This window comes from Streptomyces sp. NPDC057002, from assembly GCF_042673825.1.
In the GTDB taxonomy this organism is placed as follows: domain Bacteria; phylum Actinomycetota; class Actinomycetes; order Streptomycetales; family Streptomycetaceae; genus Streptomyces.
The window spans coordinates 180,816-196,961 of record NZ_JBHURZ010000004.1; the positions used below are offsets into that span (position 1 = coordinate 180,816).

Consider the following 16,146-nt stretch of genomic DNA (forward strand, 5'->3'; position numbering starts at 1 on the left):
CCCCGGGGCCGATGCCGCACCCGGGCCTGCGGAGAAGGCCTGCGGAAAGGGCCTGCCAATGGCCTGCCGAAAGGGCATGCCGAAAGGACCGCCGAAAAGGCCTGCGCGAGCGCCGTAGGGCGCTACGCGAGCTCCACCTGGATCTCGACCTCCACCGGGGCGTCCAGCGGCAGCACCGCCACGCCCACCGCGCTGCGCGCGTGCACGCCCTTGTCGCCGAGGACCGCGCCGAGCAGCTCGCTCGCGCCGTTCAGCACCGCGGGCTGGCCCGTGAAGTCCGAGGCCGAGGCCACGAAGCCGACGACCTTCACCACGCGCGCGATGCGGTCCAGGTCACCGGCGACGGACTTGACGGCGGCCAGGGCGTTCAGCGCGCACGTACGCGCCAGCTCCTTGGCCTCCTCCGGGGTGACCTCCGCACCGACCTTGCCGGTGACCGGAAGCTTGCCGTCCACCATCGGGAGCTGCCCGGCGGTGTAGACGTACGGGCCGCTCTGCACGGCCGGCTGGTACGCGGCCAGCGGCGGGACGACGTCGGGCAGGGTCAGACCGAGTTCGGCCAGCTTCGCCTCGACGGCACCCATTACTGCTTCTCCCGCTTCAGGTAGGCCACGAGCTGCTCGGGGTTGTTCGGGCCGGGCACGACCTGGACGAGCTCCCAGCCGTCCTCGCCCCAGGTGTCCAGAATCTGCTTCGTGGCGTGGACGAGCAGCGGCACGGTTGAGTATTCCCACTTGGTCATGCGGCCGACTCTAGCCCCTGGCGGACAGGGGCAGGCGGCCGACCACGGCGGCGGTTGTCCACAGCCTCCGGAGTAGCCCGGGCGCCGACTGGTTAGGCTCGAATACGTGAGCAGGCTCCAGGTCGTCAGCGGCAAGGGCGGTACCGGCAAGACCACGGTGGCCGCAGCCCTAGCGCTGGCCTTGGCCACGGAGGGGAAGCGGACGCTTCTCGTCGAGGTCGAAGGCCGCCAGGGCATCGCGCAGCTCTTCGAAACTGAAGCGCTGCCTTATGAGGAGCGGAAGATCGCCGTCGCTCCCGGGGGCGGGGAGGTGTACGCACTGGCCATCGACCCCGAACTGGCCCTTCTGGACTACCTCCAGATGTTCTACAAGCTGGGCAGCGCCGGACGGGCCCTGAAGAAGCTCGGCGCGATCGACTTCGCCACCACCATCGCGCCGGGCCTGAGGGACGTACTCCTCACCGGCAAGGCGTGCGAGGCGGTGCGGCGCAAGGAGCGCAGCGGGCGGTTCACCTACGACTACGTCGTCATGGACGCGCCGCCCACCGGGCGCATCACGCGTTTCCTCAATGTCAACGACGAGGTGGCCGGCCTCGCCAAGATCGGCCCGATACACAATCAGGCACAGGCCGTGATGCGGGTGCTGAAGTCGCCGGAGACGGCCGTGCACCTGGTGACGCTGCTGGAGGAGATGCCCGTCCAGGAGACCGTGGACGGCATCGCCGAGCTGCGGTCGGCGCGGCTGCCGGTGGGGCGGATCATCGTGAACATGGTGCGTCCGGAGGTGTTGGACGAGGCAGATCTGGAACTCGTCCGGACGGCCACGCGTTCCACGGTTGCACGGTCGCTGTCGTCCGCCGGGCTCGGCGGCGCACGGCGCGGCGGGCGCGCCGAGCGGCTGGTGGACCCGCTGCTCACGCAGGCCGAGGAGTACGGCGAGCGGTACGCGCTGGAGCACGAGCAGCGTGCGGTGCTGGCCGAGCTCGGCCTGCCGCTGCACGAACTGCCGCTGTTCGCCGAGGGCATGGACCTGGCGGGGCTGTACGCGCTGGCCCGCGACCTGCGCGGGCAGGGCGTGTCATGAGCGGGGCCGCCGCCGGACGGGGCGTGTCCATGAAGGCAGCCGTGGAACAAGGCGTCATGAAGCTGGTCATGAGTCGGAAGCAGGGGATGTCATGAGTCGACCGGACCCGGCCCACACCCACGACCCGGCCCGCCCCCGCATGTCCCCCGCCCGCCTGCTCGACGTCGATCCGCTGCTGGCGGACCCGAAGACCCGGATCGTGGTGTGCTGCGGCTCGGGCGGGGTCGGCAAGACCACGACCGCGGCGGCCCTGGGCCTGCGCGCGGCCGAGCGGGGCCGCAAGGTGGTCGTCCTCACCATCGACCCGGCCCGCCGGCTCGCCCAGTCCATGGGCATCGACTCCCTCGACAACACCCCGCGCCGGGTCAAGGGCATCGACGACTCCGCGGGCGGCGAGCTGCACGCGATGATGCTCGACATGAAGCGCACCTTCGACGAGATCGTCGAGGTGCACGCGGACGCCGAGCGGGCGGCCGCGATCCTGGGCAATCCCTTCTACCAGTCACTCTCGGCGGGCTTCGCGGGCACGCAGGAGTACATGGCGATGGAGAAGCTCGGGCAGCTGCGGGCCAGGGACGAGTGGGACCTGATCATCGTCGACACCCCGCCGTCCCGCTCGGCGCTGGACTTCCTGGACGCGCCCAAGCGGCTCGGGTCGTTCCTGGACGGGCGGCTGATCCGGCTGCTGACGGCGCCGGCGAAGCTGGGCGGGCGCGCCGGGATGAAGTTCCTGAACGTCGGGATGTCGATGATGACCGGCACCCTCGGCAAGCTGCTCGGCGGTCAGCTCCTCAAGGACGTCCAGACGTTCGTGTCCGCGATGGACACGACGTTCGGGGGCTTCCGCACACGCGCGGACGCGACGTACAAGCTGCTCCAGGCGCCCGGGACGGCGTTCCTCGTGGTCGCGGCCCCGGAGCGGGACGCGCTGCGCGAGGCCGCGTACTTCGTCGAGCGCCTGGCCGCGGAGGACATGCCGCTCGCCGGGCTGGTGCTCAACCGGGTCCACGGCAGCGGTGCCGACCGGCTGTCGGCCGAGCGGGCGCTCGCCGCCGCGGAAAATCTTGAAGAGCCCCGCATTGTGGATCAGGAGGGCGGGAAAGCTGGACTTCGTAACTCCCCCGACGCATACGACAGTTCAGCCTCTTCCACGTCCGAAACCCCAGCTCAGACCTCAGATCAGACCCCAGCTCAGACCCCGGCTCAGACCCCAGCCACGGCATCGACTTCGGCTCCCGAGGGTGGCTCCCCCACCGAGAACGCCGAGGACGCCGAAGACATCGCTGACACCGAAGACCCCGAGCGGTCCATCGACCAGCTCACGGCAGGCCTGCTGAGGCTGCACGCCGAACGCATGCAGCTGCTCTCCCGTGAGCAGCGCACGCGTGACCGCTTCGCCGCGCTGCACCCCGAGGTGGCCGTGACGGAAGTAGGCGCGCTGCCCGGCGATGTGCACGACCTCGCGGGACTGCGCGACATCGGCGACCGGCTCGCGGCGAACGAACGCGAGCTTCCCGACGCGGCCGAGCCGGAGTCGCCCGGCCGTGATGCCTGAGGGCCCGTACGGGCCCTCGACCGGACATCAGCGACGAGGAGCCCCCGTAGAGTCCCCGGTGGGAACTCCTCAGCTCACCGCGGCGTAGTTCTCGTAGATCTCGTCGTCGTCGAGGGACACGACACCCGTGCCGCGCTCGTACTCGCTGCGCGCCGTCTCCAGCAGCCGGCGCCAGGACGTCACCGTGGGCCGCCTGCGCAGCAATGCGCGGCGTTCCCGCTCCGTCATGCCTCCCCACACGCCGAACTCGACGCGATTGTCGAGCGCGTCGGCCAGGCACTCCGTACGCACCGGACATCCGGTGCATACCGCCTTGGCCCTGTTCTGCGCTGCTCCTTGAACGAACAGTTCATCCGGATCGGTAGTGCGGCAGGCCGCCTGCGCACTCCAGTCGACTACCCAGCCCATACCGGCGCCGTCCTCTCCCGAATCGAGGCTCCCCCACGGCGGCAGCGGCATATTCACCGCCGCCAGTTGAGGACGTTACGGAAGGTGGGCACAGCGCAACACCCCCGTCGGGCCCAATCTTGAATGGCCCGAACGGACTATGGGTAAGCGGCAGATCACCCGGGGGAGTGAGCTGGCGACATAAATAACTTTCCCGGCAAACCAGGACAGTTCAGTTGCGTCACAACGGACGCCGCATGACACACAAGGCGGATTCGGACACGACCCCACCAAAAAAGTTGGGGAACACCCGGAACGATTCGGGGTCGCCGGACGTATTGATACGTGGCCTCACTGCTGTGACAGTTGAGAGCAGCTTAGGCCAAGGCATATACGCCTGTCCGGCGAATGAGAACGTAGGCTGCCCTCATGCCAAAGAAGAGCTCGGGCGGTGGTCTGTCTCCTGCGCAGCAGGCCGCCAAGTTCCTCGGTGTCAGTGTCCTTGCGGGAGCCGTGCTGGCCGGCATCGCGCTGCCCGCCGTGGGCGCGCTGGGGCTCGCGGCGAAGGGCTCGGTCGAGAGCTTCGACGAGCTCCCCGCCAACATGAAGACGCCGCCGCTGAGTCAGCGCACCACGATCCTCGACGCCGACGGCGGCCAGATCGCCACGGTCTACTCGCGCGACCGCACGGTGGTCCCGCTCAAGGACGTCTCGCCGTACATGCAGAAGGCGATCGTCGCGATCGAGGACTCACGCTTCTACCAGCACGGTGCGGTCGACCTGAAGGGCGTCCTGCGCGCCCTCAACAAGAACGCGCGCAGCGGTGAGGTCTCCCAGGGCGCCTCGACCCTGACGCAGCAGTACGTGAAGAACGTCTTCGTCGAGGAGGCGGGCGACGACCCGACGAAGGTCGCGCAGGCCACCCAGCAAACCATCGGCCGCAAGATCCGCGAGCTGAAGTACGCGATCCAGGTCGAGGAAGAGCTCGGGAAGAAGAAGATCCTCGAGAACTACCTGAACATCACGTTCTTCGGCCAGCAGGCCTACGGCGTCGAGGCCGCGGCCCAGCGCTACTTCTCCAAGTCCGCCAAGGACCTCAACATCGAGGAGTCGGCCCTTCTCGCCGGCATCGTCCAGTCGCCCAGCCGGTACGACCCGGTCAACGACGAGGCGGAGGCCACCAAGCGCCGCAACATCGTGCTCCAGCGCATGGCCGCCGTCGGCGACATCTCCCGGGCGCAGGCCGGCGAGGCGATGAAGGCGCCGCTCGGCCTCAAGGTCAGCAAGCCCAGGAACGGCTGCATCACGGCGGTCAAGGGCGCGGGCTTCTTCTGTGACTACGTGCGCGAGGTCTTCCTGAACGACAAGGTCTTCGGCAAGACCAAGGAGGCCAGGGCGAAGGTCTGGAACCAGGGCGGCCTCACCATCCGCACCACCATGGACGCGGAGGCCCAGGACTCGGCACAGCGGTCCATCAAGGACCACGTCTACACGAGCGACGAGGTGGCCACCGCCGCCAGCATCGTCCAGCCCGGCACCGGCAAGATCCTCGCCATGGGCCAGTCGCGTCCGTACGGCGTCGACATCAAGAAGGGCGAGACGACCCTCAACCTGTCCGTCAACGACGACATGGGCGGCGGTATGGGCTACCAGCCCGGTTCGACGTTCAAGCCGATCGTGGCGGCGGCGGCCATCGAGGACGGCATGCCGGCGAACAAGGTGTACTCGGCGCCGTACCAGATGGCCTACCCGAGCCCGGTCTCCGCCTGCGACGGCAAGACCTGGCGGAACAGCCGGACCGACCCCGCCAAGCTCGAGAACGAGAACAGTTCGGAGGTCGGCCCGTACGACATGAAGGAAGCGACCGCCAAGTCGGTCAACACCTACTACGTCCAGATGATCAGTGACATCGGCATCTGCCCCGTGACGGCGATGGCGAAGAAGATGGGCGTCGAGCGGGCCGACGGCCGCAAGATGGACCAGGCGCCGTCGATCGCCCTCGGCACCCAGGAGATGTCCCCGCTGACCATGGCCAACGGGTACGCGACCTTCGCCGCGCGCGGCATGTACTGCACGCCGATCGCCATCGAGTCGGTCAGCCAGCGGGTCGGTGGCGAGACCAAGTCGCTTCAGGTCCCGAAGTCGACCTGCTCGCGCGCGATGTCCGAGAAGACCGCCGACACGATCAACGCGCTGCTGAAGGGCGTCGTCGAGGACGGTACGGGTTCGAAGGCCGGCCTCGGCAGCCGTCCCAGCGCGGGCAAGACCGGTACGACGGACGAGCGCTACGCGGCCTGGTTCGTGGGTTACACGCCGAACATGGCCGGCGCGGTGTGGGTCGGCGACCCCGCGCACAAGCGGAAGATGTCCGGCATCACCATCGGCGGCCGGTCGTACGGCAAGGTCTTCGGTGGTGAGGTCCCCGGTCCGATCTGGCGCGACATGATGTCGGGCGCGCTGGAGGGCAAGCCCGTGGAGCAGTTCAACGACATCCACATCCCCGACGGCCGCAACAAGAACCGTGACGACGAGGACCGCGACGACGACCGTGACGACGGGGGCAACGGCAACGGCAACGGTGGCTTCATCGGCGGCCTGGTCGGCGGAAACAACAACGGCGGCGGGGGCGGCGAGCCCATTCCGACGCCTTCGTTCTCCCTCCCCGAGGGCTTCTTCCGGGGCCAGGACAACGGCGGGGGCAACGGCAACGGCGGCCGGTTCGGCTGAGTGACCCGCGCCAGGGCCGCCCCGGGTCGGCCCTGGCGTGATTACGACAACCTGCGTCGAGCACGCCGCTGTCTCATGTGGTGACGACGACGATGGTGAGCATGACAGGCGATCTCGCCCGGCGACTGGTCACCGACGAGTTGTGGGCCCTGACGGAGCCGCTGCTGCCACCGTTCACACCGCGTCGGCAGGGCGGGGGCACCGCGCCCGTCGACGAGCGCAGGGTGCTCACCGCGGTGGTGTGGGTGCTGACCAGCGGCTGCCCCTGGCGGATGCTGCCGCCCTGGCTCGAGGTCTCACCGGCGACCGCGCACCGCCGCTTCACCGCCTGGACGGAGGCCGGTGTGTGGCACCGTCTGGACCGGGCCGCGGTGCGTGACGGACTCGCCGGCCCGGGTGATTCCGGGTGGGCCGCCGTGATCGTGAAGGCGGCGAGGCTGCGGGCCGGGCAGGCACCACGCGAGACGGCCACGAAGGGTTAGATTCACCCAGCAACGACCCAATCCGGACAGCACCGGCGCCCTTGACTCCCCAATTGAACTGGTGTTCCTTTACTCATCAGGCGCATGAGGGGGGAATGCATTCATGGGGCTCCGGAACATCTCCGAGCGGCGAACACGCGGCTTCTTGGCAAGTGCCGCGGCCACTCTGACAGTTCTGGCCGGGGTCACCGCGTGCGGCTCGGGCACAGCCGGCGAGGAACGCGGAGAGCCGGTTGCGGCCCACGGTGAAGCCGAATCCACCGCCCATCCGGCCAAGGGCCCCCTCGACGTCGTCATGAAAGAAAAGGCGGACGAGGGCAAAGGGTTCTCGCTCCGTGATGCGACAGACCTGAACCGGTATGTCAGCCCGGCCCACGCGGAGAAATTCAAGGTCTGTTTCGAGAAGGAGAAACCGGACCTCAAGGCGGTTGTCCTGTTCACGGTCCGGAGTTCCGAGACATGCCCGCCGAGGGTCGGCGCCGAAGGGAAAGCCGACGCGACGCCGGACATCGAGGGCATGGCCCTCCGTAAGGCCACCGACCGGCTCGTGCTGTCGGGATACACACCGAGGCACATCCACGTGGATGCCACCGGAGGAACCGTGTCCAAGGAACGTAGCTGGTCATACAAGGTCTGCGAGCAGAGCCCCGCGGCCGGCACCCCCTTCTCGGCGGACGTGAAGGCGCGGCTCGTGATCGCGGCCTCCTGCCACAAGGGCTGAACCAGAAACCGACGGATCCACCCCGAGACAAAAAGAGGTAATCCATGCGCAAGTTCGCACGCGCCGCGGCCGTACTTCCGATCTTCGCGGCACTCACCATCGGTATGACGGCAACCGCCCAGGCCGAGACCAACTGCACCGACTACTCCGACAACGGCGGCGCCAAGGCCACGTTCAAGGCGTACGGCGAACATCTCCTGGTCGACGACATCTTCGCCGACGGGAACTCCGCCATCGGAGGCATCGAAATCTACGGCGACGGCCACTACTTCTACTGGAACAGGAACGGCGCGGACTCCGGCGTCCGCGACGTCGACCTCAACATCGCGGAGGGAACGAGCGTCGTCATCAACGCCTTCCTCGGAAACTGGGACGGCACCACCACGGGCGGCATCGATTTCGGTTCCAACGTGGTCTCGAATTGCCACGGGGTGGCCTGACCCACCGCGTCACACCCGCGTTGGGCGAGATGTGGGAGTCGCAGGGGGCCGGCCGTATGTCCCTTACCCGGTACGGCCGGCCTCCCTGCGGCCTTCGTTGATGCCGAAGATGAGCCCGAGCTCCTGCGCCTTCGCCCCCAGGGCGAAACGGCCGCTCACTCCGAGATCCGTCATGATCCTCTGGACGCGACGCTGCACGGTCCGATGACTGACCCCGAGCCGTCGGGCAACGGTCGCGTCGTCGAGCCCGAGGTACAGCAACCTCAGCACGTCGAGATCCCTGCCGTCCCCCCGATTGGCCGCCTTCATCGGCCCCCCTTCGCCCCACCAGTCATACCGATCGGCTCAACCCGCAGCGGCCGGCTCGAGGCCGGTCAGCCGGCCAGCAGCTTCTTCACCTCGGCGGCGACGCGGCCGCCCTCGGCCAGCCCGGCCACCTTCGGGTTCACGATCTTCATGACGGCGCCCATGGCCCGCGGCCCCTCGGCACCGGCGGCTTTGGCCTCCTCGACGGCCTGGGCCACGATCTGCTGGAGCTCGTCGTCGGACAGCTGCTTGGGCAGGTACCCGGCGAGCACCTCGCCCTCCGCCTTCTCCCGCTCGGCGCTCTCGGCACGACCGCCCTGCGCGAAGGCCTCGGCCGCCTCGCGGCGCTTCTTGGCCTCGCGGGTGATCACCTTCTGCACCTCGTCATCGGAGAGCTCGCGCTTCTCCTTGCCCGCGACCTCCTCCTTGGTGATCGCGGCGAGCGTCAGCCGGAGCGTCGAGGAGCGGAGCTCGTCGCGCTCCTTGATCGCAACGTTGAGGTCATCCTGCAGCTTCGACTTGAGCGTGGTCATGGGGCTGATTGTCGCAGGTACCGGAGGAAAGACGCCCCCTGTTTTGCGGGGCGGTGGCGGGACGGGGGCGGAGTGGTGCCGGGACTGCGGCGGGGCTGCGGTTTCGAAGCGCCGGTGCCGCCAGGGGGTTTCGGGTCACCGCCCGGGCGGGGTCCACGTCCGGGGTCTGAGACGATGGTCGTATGCGCGCGCGATACGGAGTCCCCCTGGGAATCGCGGCGGCTGGTGCCGCCGGTCTGTTGTACGCCGCGGGCTTCGAAGCCCGCTCCTTCCGCCTCCGACGGGTCACCGTCCCGGTCCTGCCCTCCGGAATGCGCCCTCTGCGCGTGCTGCAGGTCTCCGACATCCACATGGTCGGCGGCCAGCGCAAGAAGCAGCGCTGGCTGCGTTCCCTGGCGGGCCTGCGCCCCGACTTCGTGATCAACACGGGCGACAACCTCTCCGACCCGGAGGGCGTCCCGGAGGTCCTGGACTCGCTCGGCCCCCTGATGGAGTTCCCGGGCGCGTACGTCTTCGGCTCGAACGACTACTACGGCCCCACGCTGCGCAACCCCGCCCGCTACCTGCTGGAGAGGGCCCAGGGCCGCCACGGCCTCAACGGCAACGCCCCGGCCGTGGGTGTGGTGCACAACCCGTGGGAGGACCTGCGGGACGGTTTCGACGCGGCGGGCTGGCTCAACCTGACCAACACCCGCGGCACGCTCAAGATCGAGGGCGTCTCACTGGAGCTGACGGGCCTGGACGACCCGCACATCAAGCGGGACCGCTACGCGCAGGTGGCCGGCGGCCCGTCCGACTCCGCCGACTTCTCGATGGGCGTCGTCCACGCCCCCTACCTGCGCACCCTGGACGCCTTCACGGCCGACGACTACCCCCTGATCCTGGCCGGCCACACCCACGGCGGCCAGCTGTGCATCCCCTTCCACGGCGCCCTGGTCACCAACTGCGACCTGGACACGGACCGGGTGAAGGGCCTGTCGACGCACACGGTGGAGGACCGTACGTCGTATCTGCACGTGTCGGCGGGCTGCGGCACGAGCCGCTACACGCCGGTACGGTTCGCGTGCCCGCCGGAGGCGACGCTGCTGACGCTGGTGGGGCGGGAATAGCGGAGGCGACGCTACTGACGACCCTGGTGGGGCGGGAGCGGCGCGAGTAGCGGGGGTGCGGCCGGGCTCGCGGGTCGGATCGGCGGGTGACCGGCGGGGTGATCGGCGGGGTATAGGGCAACCCTGGTAACCCACACAGCCCCGCCCGCATCGCCCCCTATGTCCGCTTCTGTCAGCGTGGGGGCATGACCGCCCCGATACCCAGGGACATCCCGGACCTGCCCGCGATACCGGGCAGGCCCGCGCTGAAGCCCTCCCCCGTCCCGGCCACGGCCGTCGTCAGCCCGGTCCGCCGCCCCGCGGCCGCGGCCTTCCGCCTGCTGGTCGCCTGCGCGGCGGCCGTCGGCGTGACACTCGAACTGCTCCTCGGCGACCCGTCCCGGGCCCTGGGCTACTTCGCGATCCAGAGCAACATCCTGCTGGCGCTGGTCATGGCCGTCTCGGCCCGCCGCGCCTGGTCGGCCGGCCGCCCCCTGCCGGGAGCCCTGCTGGGCGCGACGACCCTCTACGTCGTCATCGCGGCCCTGGCGTACCACGTGCTCCTGGCGAACGAGGCGAGTCCCTTCTCCCTCACGGGCGAAGCGGCCCACCCGACGGGCTGGCAGGCCCTCACCCACTACACCCTCCACACGGTGACCCCGATCGCCGCCGTACTGGACTGGCTCCTGCTCACCCCGCCCGGCCGCCTGCATCTGCGCCAGGCCAGCACTTGGCTGCTCTATCCCCTGGCCTACCTGGCCTTCTCCCTCATCCGAGGTGAACTGCTCCTCCCGGGCTCATCCGGCCGCTACCTCTACCCCTTCCTCGACGTCGACCAGGACGGCTACAAGAAGGTCCTCGGCAACGCCCTCCTCCTCGGCCTCTCCCTCTACGCCCTGGCGGTCCTCCTCGTAGCCCTCGACCACGCCCGCCCGAACCCCCTCCGGCACCCCTGGAAAACCGGATTTCGTCTCTAGCCACCGGTGGGCTAAAGTAAACGACGTCGCCGCGACAGCAGCGGCATCGGGGTGTAGCGCAGCTTGGCAGCGCGCTTCGTTCGGGACGAAGAGGTCGTGGGTTCAAATCCCGCCACCCCGACAGTTGAAATACCAGGTCAGGCCCAGTGCTGAGAGATCAGCAGCGGGCCTGATTTGCGTTGTGGCCCTGATTGGGGAGCCGGCTGGGTGTGATCTTCGAGATCCGGCTCCGGGCGCTCCCGGAGCCCTTTTGAGTCCGGTGAAACCGGCCGCCCAAGAGACCGACCTGCACGTAGGCTCTGGACGCCCGGTGTGACGCTGCCAGGGCGCATGAGGGGGACGTAGTGGATCATCTCTTCGCCGTTGCGGGCCGGTCGGCAACACCGATCGCGCCGACCGGACTTGCCGCGGAGGGGCTCCTCGAACGGCAGCACCTACAGGAGTGGGTGATTGACAACCCGCAGGTCCTGGGCGATTCGGTGCTCGTGATCACCGCTGAGTTCGACCGGTGGGCCGATACGGACGGAGTGCCGGCAAGGGATCGGCTGGACATCCTTGGGCTGGACGCCACCGGTCGCCTCGTAGTGGTCGAGCTGAAGCGGGGAACGGCCGACCGAGACGTACATCTCCAGGCAATCACGTACGCCGCCCTGGTGTCCCGGTTCGACCTCGGCACCTTGGCGCAGGCGCACCGCGACTTCCTGAGAGGCAGGGGGCAGGCCGTCGAGCTCGACGCGTGCAGGCAGCGCCTCCTGGACCATGTGGACGGAGACTGGAGTCCGGAACTTCTCCAGCGTCCTCGACAAGTGATCATCGCCGCTGACTTCCCCAAGCAGGTGACCCACACCGTGGTGTGGCTGTCGGAGATGAACCTCGACATCGACCTCGTTCAGGTGGGCCTGTGGAAGGTGGATGGCCATCTCGTCGTCGGCTTCACCAAGTTCTATCCGACGCCGGAGGTGGAGGAGTTCACGCTCGCTCCTGCCCGGGTCGAGGCCAAGGCCGCCGCCCAGAAGTTGGAGGAGCGCTCCCGGGCCCGTAACGCCGCGCATGTCCTCGTCGCCGCCGGCCTGCTGCCGGACGGGAGCAGACTGCGGCTTACGCCGAGGCACGGCGCACCGCAATCCATCCGCGAGGCCATCCTCGCCTGGGCAGGTGAGGATGACAGCCGCGCGACGGTCTCCTGGAACAACAACACCGCCAAACCGCTGACCTGGGATGCCGACGGCAAGCCGTACACGCCGACCGGACTGGCCAACCACATCTTCAAGAGCGTGACCGGCCGGACTCCCGACGGCATCCAGGGGACGACCTGGTGGGACGTCGACACCGACAACGTCCCGAACACCGTCGATCCCGATGAGTGGGCGGCGTTGGCAGGGGCCAGCATCGCGGACCTGGCCAAGCAACTCAGCGACACCCGCAAGGACTGGACGAGTCTCCACACCCTGCTGGACGCCATCCCGCCCGGGCGGTGGACGACCTACGGTGACGTGGCATCCGTCATCGGCAGCCATGCCGTTCCCGTCGGCACCCACCTGGCCACCTGCCGCCAGTGCCCCAACGCGTGGCGGGTCCTCACCGCGGTGGGGCGTGTCAGCGCGGGGTTCCGGTGGCCGGACTCAACACGCACCGGGACACCTGTGGAGGTCTTGACGGCAGAGGGCGTTCGATTCGATGGGGAAACCGCCGTTCCGGAAGCCCGCCTGCCACTGGCAGCGCTCCGGGGTCTACTCGACAACTGACTCGCCCCCAAGCCGCTCCGTCAACCGCGTGGGCAAGGTGCGTCTTTACGCACTGTGGATCACGCTGCGCATGGGCGTCGCAGTGAGCGGCGCCATCTTGTCGGTGGCCATCTGCGTGCAGGCCCTGTGACGACGGCTATGCACTTCTGGGCCGTGATGTGGGGCGATGCGTCACTACGATCACGGGCCATGGACTGGTTGGAGCGAGCCTCGAAGCTCAGGCAGTGGAGTCGGGACGGGGTGCGGGCGCCGCACAAGCCGTTGCTGCTGCTGTACGCACTGGCCCGATTCCAGGCGGATTCCGAGGACGGGTTGCGATACAGCGCGGTGGAGGCCGATCTGAAGCAACTGCTGGCGGAGTACGGTCCGGCGCGCGGGACCAGTCCCGCCTATCCCTTTCATCATCTGGTCAGCGACGACATGTGGGAGGTACGGACCGATCGCGGGCCCGGCAGCCCCGGCACCGGAGTTCGGGAACTGCGGGCCAGCGGAGCCACCGGGCGGCTGAGCCCTGACCTGCGGGTGGCTCTCGGACGGGAGCCCTCGCTGTTGGGGCGCATGGCAAGGGTGCTGCTGGATCTGCACTTCCCGCCGTCACTGCACCAGGACCTGTGCGAGGCGGTCGGCCTCGAACTGGAGCTTGCGGAGACGGACTCCCTGGCAGCGCCCGAAAGACGGCGGCGGGACCCGCGAATGCGGGACGTGGTGCTGACCGCCTACGAGTACCAGTGCGCCTTCTGCGGCTACGACGGCATGCTCGGCACCATGCCCGTCGGACTGGAGGCCGCTCACGTGCGCTGGTGGGCGTTCGACGGCCCGGACGACGTCGACAACGGGCTGTGTCTGTGCTCCCTGCACCACAAGCTCTTCGACAAGGGCGTCCTCGGCATAGGCGACGGCCACCGCGTCCTGGTCTCGCAGCGCTTCGTCGGCCGTAGCCCCGCCGCCCGCGAACACGTCACCTCACTCGCAGGCCGTCCGCTCATCGGCCCGCAACCCGGCGTCCGGCCCATCGCCACTGCCCACCGCTCCTGGCACCTCAGCCAGGTCTTTCGAGGCGCGCCACGCCCCAGCACGACCTGAGTAGTTGCGCCCGCGGGCCTGCCTGGGCGCGCCGCACCTCAGAGGTCAGCCGATGCAGCGACATGCGCCTCCGCCCATACCGTCTTGCCGAGGCGCTGAGTTCAGGGACTGAGGTCCAGGGTGCGCACCGGATGCTCCTTCCACATGTGTGGCTTGGTGGTGGCGATCACCGCACCATCCGGTCGGTCGGGGCTGGGCTGGGCGGCATAGAGCGTGTGGGCGTCGGCCCATGTGGTCGCGCGGGCCACCGAGAGGGCGGCCGGCAGGTCCAGGTCGACGATGGCGACGCCGGGCAGCGCCTCGGTGTGCTCCGCGGTACCGGGCCGGGCCCGGTCGGCCTCGACCAGGGCACACACCGTGGCGTAGAGGAACCAGCCCGGCTCGGCGTGAGCTCGATGGATAAGCCGCGAGGTCAGTACGCTGCCCCGGCCGGCGGCCACCATCGCGCTCTCGTCCAGGAACACGTGCACATCACGGGTCACGCGGCACCCGCCTCGGCCATACGGCGGTCCAGCTCGGCGTCCAGCTCGGCCTGCTGGTGCTCGTCGAGGTCGTAGCCGTTCCACTCCCGCAGCACTGCCAGTGCCTTCTCTGCCCGTTCTGCCCGCTCTGCCGGAGTGAGCAGGGTCTCGGCCAGCCGGGCCAGGTAGGAGCGCAAGGACAGTCCTTCCCCAGCAGCTATCTCGGCCAGGCGGTCGCGGGCGTCGGCGGGGATCCGGACGTTGGCATCAGACATCGCGAGAGTTCCCTTTCACGCATCGACCCGGGGTGCGGGTACGCGTACGTACCCGTACCCGCGGTGTCAGTTTAGCCTGGCCGGTAGCCCGGGGGCCGTCCGGGCCGTATGCGGTCAGGTGCGTGCGGCGGGCGTCGCCCCGGGTGAGCATGCCGGCCGAGCCGAGGACCTCGGCGCGTACGTCGTAGCCGTAGACCGCCTGGAACGTGGCCTCGGCGGTGGCCAAGGCGCCGTTGCCGAAGCGGACCGTGACGATGGCCGTGTCGAGCAGGCCGCGGTCCTTGAAGTCGGGGCGGACCACCTGAACCCGTCCGAGCGCTTGCCCTCGCGGTGCCAACTGCCACCACTCCCAGGCCACTTCGATCATGTGCGGTCGTAAACACGTTGTAAGGTGATCGTTCTCTGCTCATGCGTGGGCAGATCGCAACACCACAACGAGGGGAACCTGAAAGTGAATCTGCGTCGAACAGTGCCTTCTCGGCAGTCGTCCGCAGGCAAGAAGTTCATGTCGGTCGCGCTGGTCGGTGCCACCGTCGTCGGCGCGTCCGTGCTGTCCGTCTCGCCGGCGGCCGCGCTGAGCTGGAAGTGCAAGGAAAGCTCCAAGACCATCGACGACGCGGGGTACACCGGCCCCTGGGGCGACAACTGGGACTTCACCGTCAAGAACTGTGTGGCCCGGTCCGGCAGCTATGTCTACGCCAAGGCCAAGGTGACCTGGGACGCTCCCCCGTGGTACTCGGGGACCGACCTGTCGGAGACCTTCGACAGCGCCCAGTTCCGGCTGTACCTCAAGCACTCCGACGCGGGCGCGGACACCATCCTGCTGAAGAAGGACTTCGGCATCCGGTCCAAGCTGGCCGCCATGAACGGCAGCGGGAACGGTTCGTGGACGTCCTCCACGATCAAGAAGAAGGTCGGCGGCAAGAGCGCGTACGCCGACGGGGCCCTGCGCCTCAACTGGGACGAGGACGGCAAGGACATCATTCACTACGGCTTCAAGGCCAGCCGCTCGGTCTGACCCACTGAGCCTGTGCCGAGTTCTCCCATGGGGAGGGCTCGGCACAGTCCTTACGTGAGCGCCCCGGCCAGTGTTCCCGCCAGGGTGAGCGTGAGGAAGACCGCGCCCCAGGCCATCGCATGGCGTATGGAGCGGTACTTGAGCCAGGCGGTGTGGGAGAGGGTCTCCGGCCGGGGCTCGTCGTCGGTGACCGGTCGGGGCCTCGCGGCCAGACTCAGCAGGACCAGGGACGGGGCGCAGGCCGCGCAGCCGGCCCATACGAGGATCTGGGGAATCACGGCGTACTGAGCGGGTGCGATGACGCCGGCGGTGATCGCCACGAGCAGGGCGGTCAGGGCCGCGCCGAGCGTGGCCAGGGTCAGTCCGGCCCGGCTGTCGGCCTTCGCCAGTGCCCTGCGGGCCTCGGTCAGGAGTTCCCGGTCCGGTTCCGTCGCCCGCTCGCCTTCGAGTGTGGTCATGCGGCCCCCTCCCCCTCGGCGGTCAACGGCTTCTTCGAGTACCCGAAAGGAGCCGAGCTACGCC

Annotated in this window: 20 protein-coding genes and 1 tRNA gene; 12 read left to right on the forward strand and 9 right to left on the reverse strand. The window is 68.9% G+C overall.

All coding sequences use genetic code 11. The features are described from left to right. Window positions 1–122: 122 nt before the first annotated feature. Together ACFT32_RS20750 and ACFT32_RS20755 are read right to left on the reverse strand one after the other, a co-directional pair. Window positions 123–584: a RidA family protein gene (locus tag ACFT32_RS20750; protein ID WP_184594579.1), complete on the reverse strand. Its 462-nt coding sequence runs from the start codon at window positions 582–584 to the stop codon at window positions 123–125. Then, window positions 584–742, reverse strand: coding sequence for a DUF4177 domain-containing protein (locus ACFT32_RS20755; RefSeq protein ID WP_097218487.1), 159 nt, complete (start codon window positions 740–742; stop codon window positions 584–586). Before ACFT32_RS20755 ends, ACFT32_RS20750 begins: the two co-directional genes overlap by 1 nt. A gap of 106 nt (window positions 743–848) precedes the next feature. Between ACFT32_RS20755 and ACFT32_RS20760 the strand changes: the two genes are divergently transcribed. Together ACFT32_RS20760 and ACFT32_RS20765 are read left to right on the forward strand one after the other, a co-directional pair. Further along, a complete protein-coding gene (locus ACFT32_RS20760) occupies window positions 849–1,826 on the forward strand; it encodes an ArsA family ATPase (RefSeq protein WP_382491147.1) in 978 nt (325 codons plus the stop codon). A gap of 91 nt (window positions 1,827–1,917) precedes the next feature. Then, window positions 1,918–3,381 carry an ArsA family ATPase gene (locus ACFT32_RS20765; RefSeq protein ID WP_382491150.1) on the forward strand — a complete coding sequence of 488 codons (1,464 nt, stop codon included), beginning with the start codon at window positions 1,918–1,920 and terminating at the stop codon, window positions 3,379–3,381. Between the two features lie 69 nt (window positions 3,382–3,450). On the opposite strand, the gene wblA is transcribed toward ACFT32_RS20765, so the two are convergent. Further along, on the reverse strand, window positions 3,451–3,789 hold the full coding sequence (gene wblA / locus ACFT32_RS20770) for a transcriptional regulator WblA (RefSeq protein WP_184594573.1): 339 nt from the start codon (window positions 3,787–3,789) through the stop codon (window positions 3,451–3,453). A 408-nt stretch (window positions 3,790–4,197) separates the two neighbouring features. Between wblA and ACFT32_RS20775 the strand changes: the two genes are divergently transcribed. The 4 genes from ACFT32_RS20775 to ACFT32_RS20790 all read left to right on the forward strand — a co-directional run bounded on the left by ACFT32_RS20775 (window position 4,198) and on the right by ACFT32_RS20790 (window position 8,138). Then, window positions 4,198–6,495, forward strand: a complete 2,298-nt coding sequence (locus tag ACFT32_RS20775) for a transglycosylase domain-containing protein (protein ID WP_382491153.1) — start codon at window positions 4,198–4,200, stop codon at window positions 6,493–6,495. 101 nt (window positions 6,496–6,596) lie between these two features. Further along, window positions 6,597–6,977 carry a transposase gene (locus tag ACFT32_RS20780; protein WP_382491156.1) on the forward strand — a complete coding sequence of 127 codons (381 nt, stop codon included), beginning with the start codon at window positions 6,597–6,599 and terminating at the stop codon, window positions 6,975–6,977. A 103-nt stretch (window positions 6,978–7,080) separates the two neighbouring features. Continuing rightward, complete coding sequence (locus tag ACFT32_RS20785) at window positions 7,081–7,698, forward strand: hypothetical protein (protein ID WP_382491159.1); 618 nt, start codon at window positions 7,081–7,083, stop codon at window positions 7,696–7,698. A gap of 44 nt (window positions 7,699–7,742) precedes the next feature. Beyond that, window positions 7,743–8,138 (forward strand): hypothetical protein, encoded by a 396-nt coding sequence (locus tag ACFT32_RS20790; RefSeq protein ID WP_382491160.1) that lies wholly within the window; start codon window positions 7,743–7,745, stop codon window positions 8,136–8,138. 63 nt (window positions 8,139–8,201) lie between these two features. On the opposite strand, the gene ACFT32_RS20795 is transcribed toward ACFT32_RS20790, so the two are convergent. Further along, window positions 8,202–8,447, reverse strand: a complete 246-nt coding sequence (locus ACFT32_RS20795) for a response regulator transcription factor (RefSeq protein ID WP_382491163.1) — start codon at window positions 8,445–8,447, stop codon at window positions 8,202–8,204. Between the two features lie 65 nt (window positions 8,448–8,512). Beyond that, complete coding sequence (locus ACFT32_RS20800; RefSeq protein WP_382491165.1) at window positions 8,513–8,977, reverse strand: GatB/YqeY domain-containing protein; 465 nt, start codon at window positions 8,975–8,977, stop codon at window positions 8,513–8,515. 182 nt (window positions 8,978–9,159) lie between these two features. Here ACFT32_RS20800 and ACFT32_RS20805 point away from each other — a divergent pair, with 182 nt between their 5' ends. The 5 genes from ACFT32_RS20805 (at window position 9,160) to ACFT32_RS20825 (ending at window position 13,870) form a co-directional block, all read left to right on the forward strand. Then, window positions 9,160–10,086 carry a metallophosphoesterase gene (locus tag ACFT32_RS20805; protein WP_382491167.1) on the forward strand — a complete coding sequence of 309 codons (927 nt, stop codon included), beginning with the start codon at window positions 9,160–9,162 and terminating at the stop codon, window positions 10,084–10,086. Between the two features lie 185 nt (window positions 10,087–10,271). Next, the gene (locus ACFT32_RS20810) at window positions 10,272–11,042 is read left to right on the forward strand and encodes a Pr6Pr family membrane protein (RefSeq protein WP_382491170.1); all 771 of its coding nucleotides are present in this window, start codon (window positions 10,272–10,274) and stop codon (window positions 11,040–11,042) included. A 47-nt stretch (window positions 11,043–11,089) separates the two neighbouring features. Next, window positions 11,090–11,163 (forward strand) — tRNA-Pro (locus tag ACFT32_RS20815). Window positions 11,164–11,386: 223 nt separating this feature from the next. After that, window positions 11,387–12,787: a DNA-binding protein gene (locus tag ACFT32_RS20820; RefSeq protein WP_382491173.1), complete on the forward strand. Its 1,401-nt coding sequence runs from the start codon at window positions 11,387–11,389 to the stop codon at window positions 12,785–12,787. A gap of 189 nt (window positions 12,788–12,976) precedes the next feature. Beyond that, on the forward strand, window positions 12,977–13,870 hold the full coding sequence (locus ACFT32_RS20825) for a phosphorothioated DNA-binding restriction endonuclease (RefSeq protein ID WP_382491175.1): 894 nt from the start codon (window positions 12,977–12,979) through the stop codon (window positions 13,868–13,870). Between the two features lie 101 nt (window positions 13,871–13,971). Here the strand turns inward: ACFT32_RS20825 and ACFT32_RS20830 are convergent, their stop codons facing one another. The 3 genes from ACFT32_RS20830 to ACFT32_RS20840 are packed head-to-tail and all read right to left on the reverse strand — an operon-like array spanning window position 13,972 to window position 14,973. Continuing rightward, window positions 13,972–14,313 (reverse strand): hypothetical protein, encoded by a 342-nt coding sequence (locus tag ACFT32_RS20830; protein ID WP_382492701.1) that lies wholly within the window; start codon window positions 14,311–14,313, stop codon window positions 13,972–13,974. A gap of 35 nt (window positions 14,314–14,348) precedes the next feature. Beyond that, window positions 14,349–14,606 carry a hypothetical protein gene (locus ACFT32_RS20835; RefSeq protein ID WP_382491178.1) on the reverse strand — a complete coding sequence of 86 codons (258 nt, stop codon included), beginning with the start codon at window positions 14,604–14,606 and terminating at the stop codon, window positions 14,349–14,351. Beyond that, the gene (locus ACFT32_RS20840) at window positions 14,599–14,973 is read right to left on the reverse strand and encodes a Gfo/Idh/MocA family oxidoreductase (RefSeq protein ID WP_382491181.1); all 375 of its coding nucleotides are present in this window, start codon (window positions 14,971–14,973) and stop codon (window positions 14,599–14,601) included. Before ACFT32_RS20840 ends, ACFT32_RS20835 begins: the two co-directional genes overlap by 8 nt. A gap of 138 nt (window positions 14,974–15,111) precedes the next feature. Here ACFT32_RS20840 and ACFT32_RS20845 point away from each other — a divergent pair, with 138 nt between their 5' ends. Further along, entirely contained in the window at window positions 15,112–15,624 is a 513-nt protein-coding gene (locus ACFT32_RS20845; RefSeq protein WP_382491184.1) for a hypothetical protein, read from the forward strand. Window positions 15,625–15,674: 50 nt separating this feature from the next. On the opposite strand, the gene ACFT32_RS20850 is transcribed toward ACFT32_RS20845, so the two are convergent. Further along, entirely contained in the window at window positions 15,675–16,082 is a 408-nt protein-coding gene (locus ACFT32_RS20850) for a hypothetical protein (RefSeq protein ID WP_382491187.1), read from the reverse strand. Between the last annotated feature and the right edge of the window lie 64 nt (window positions 16,083–16,146).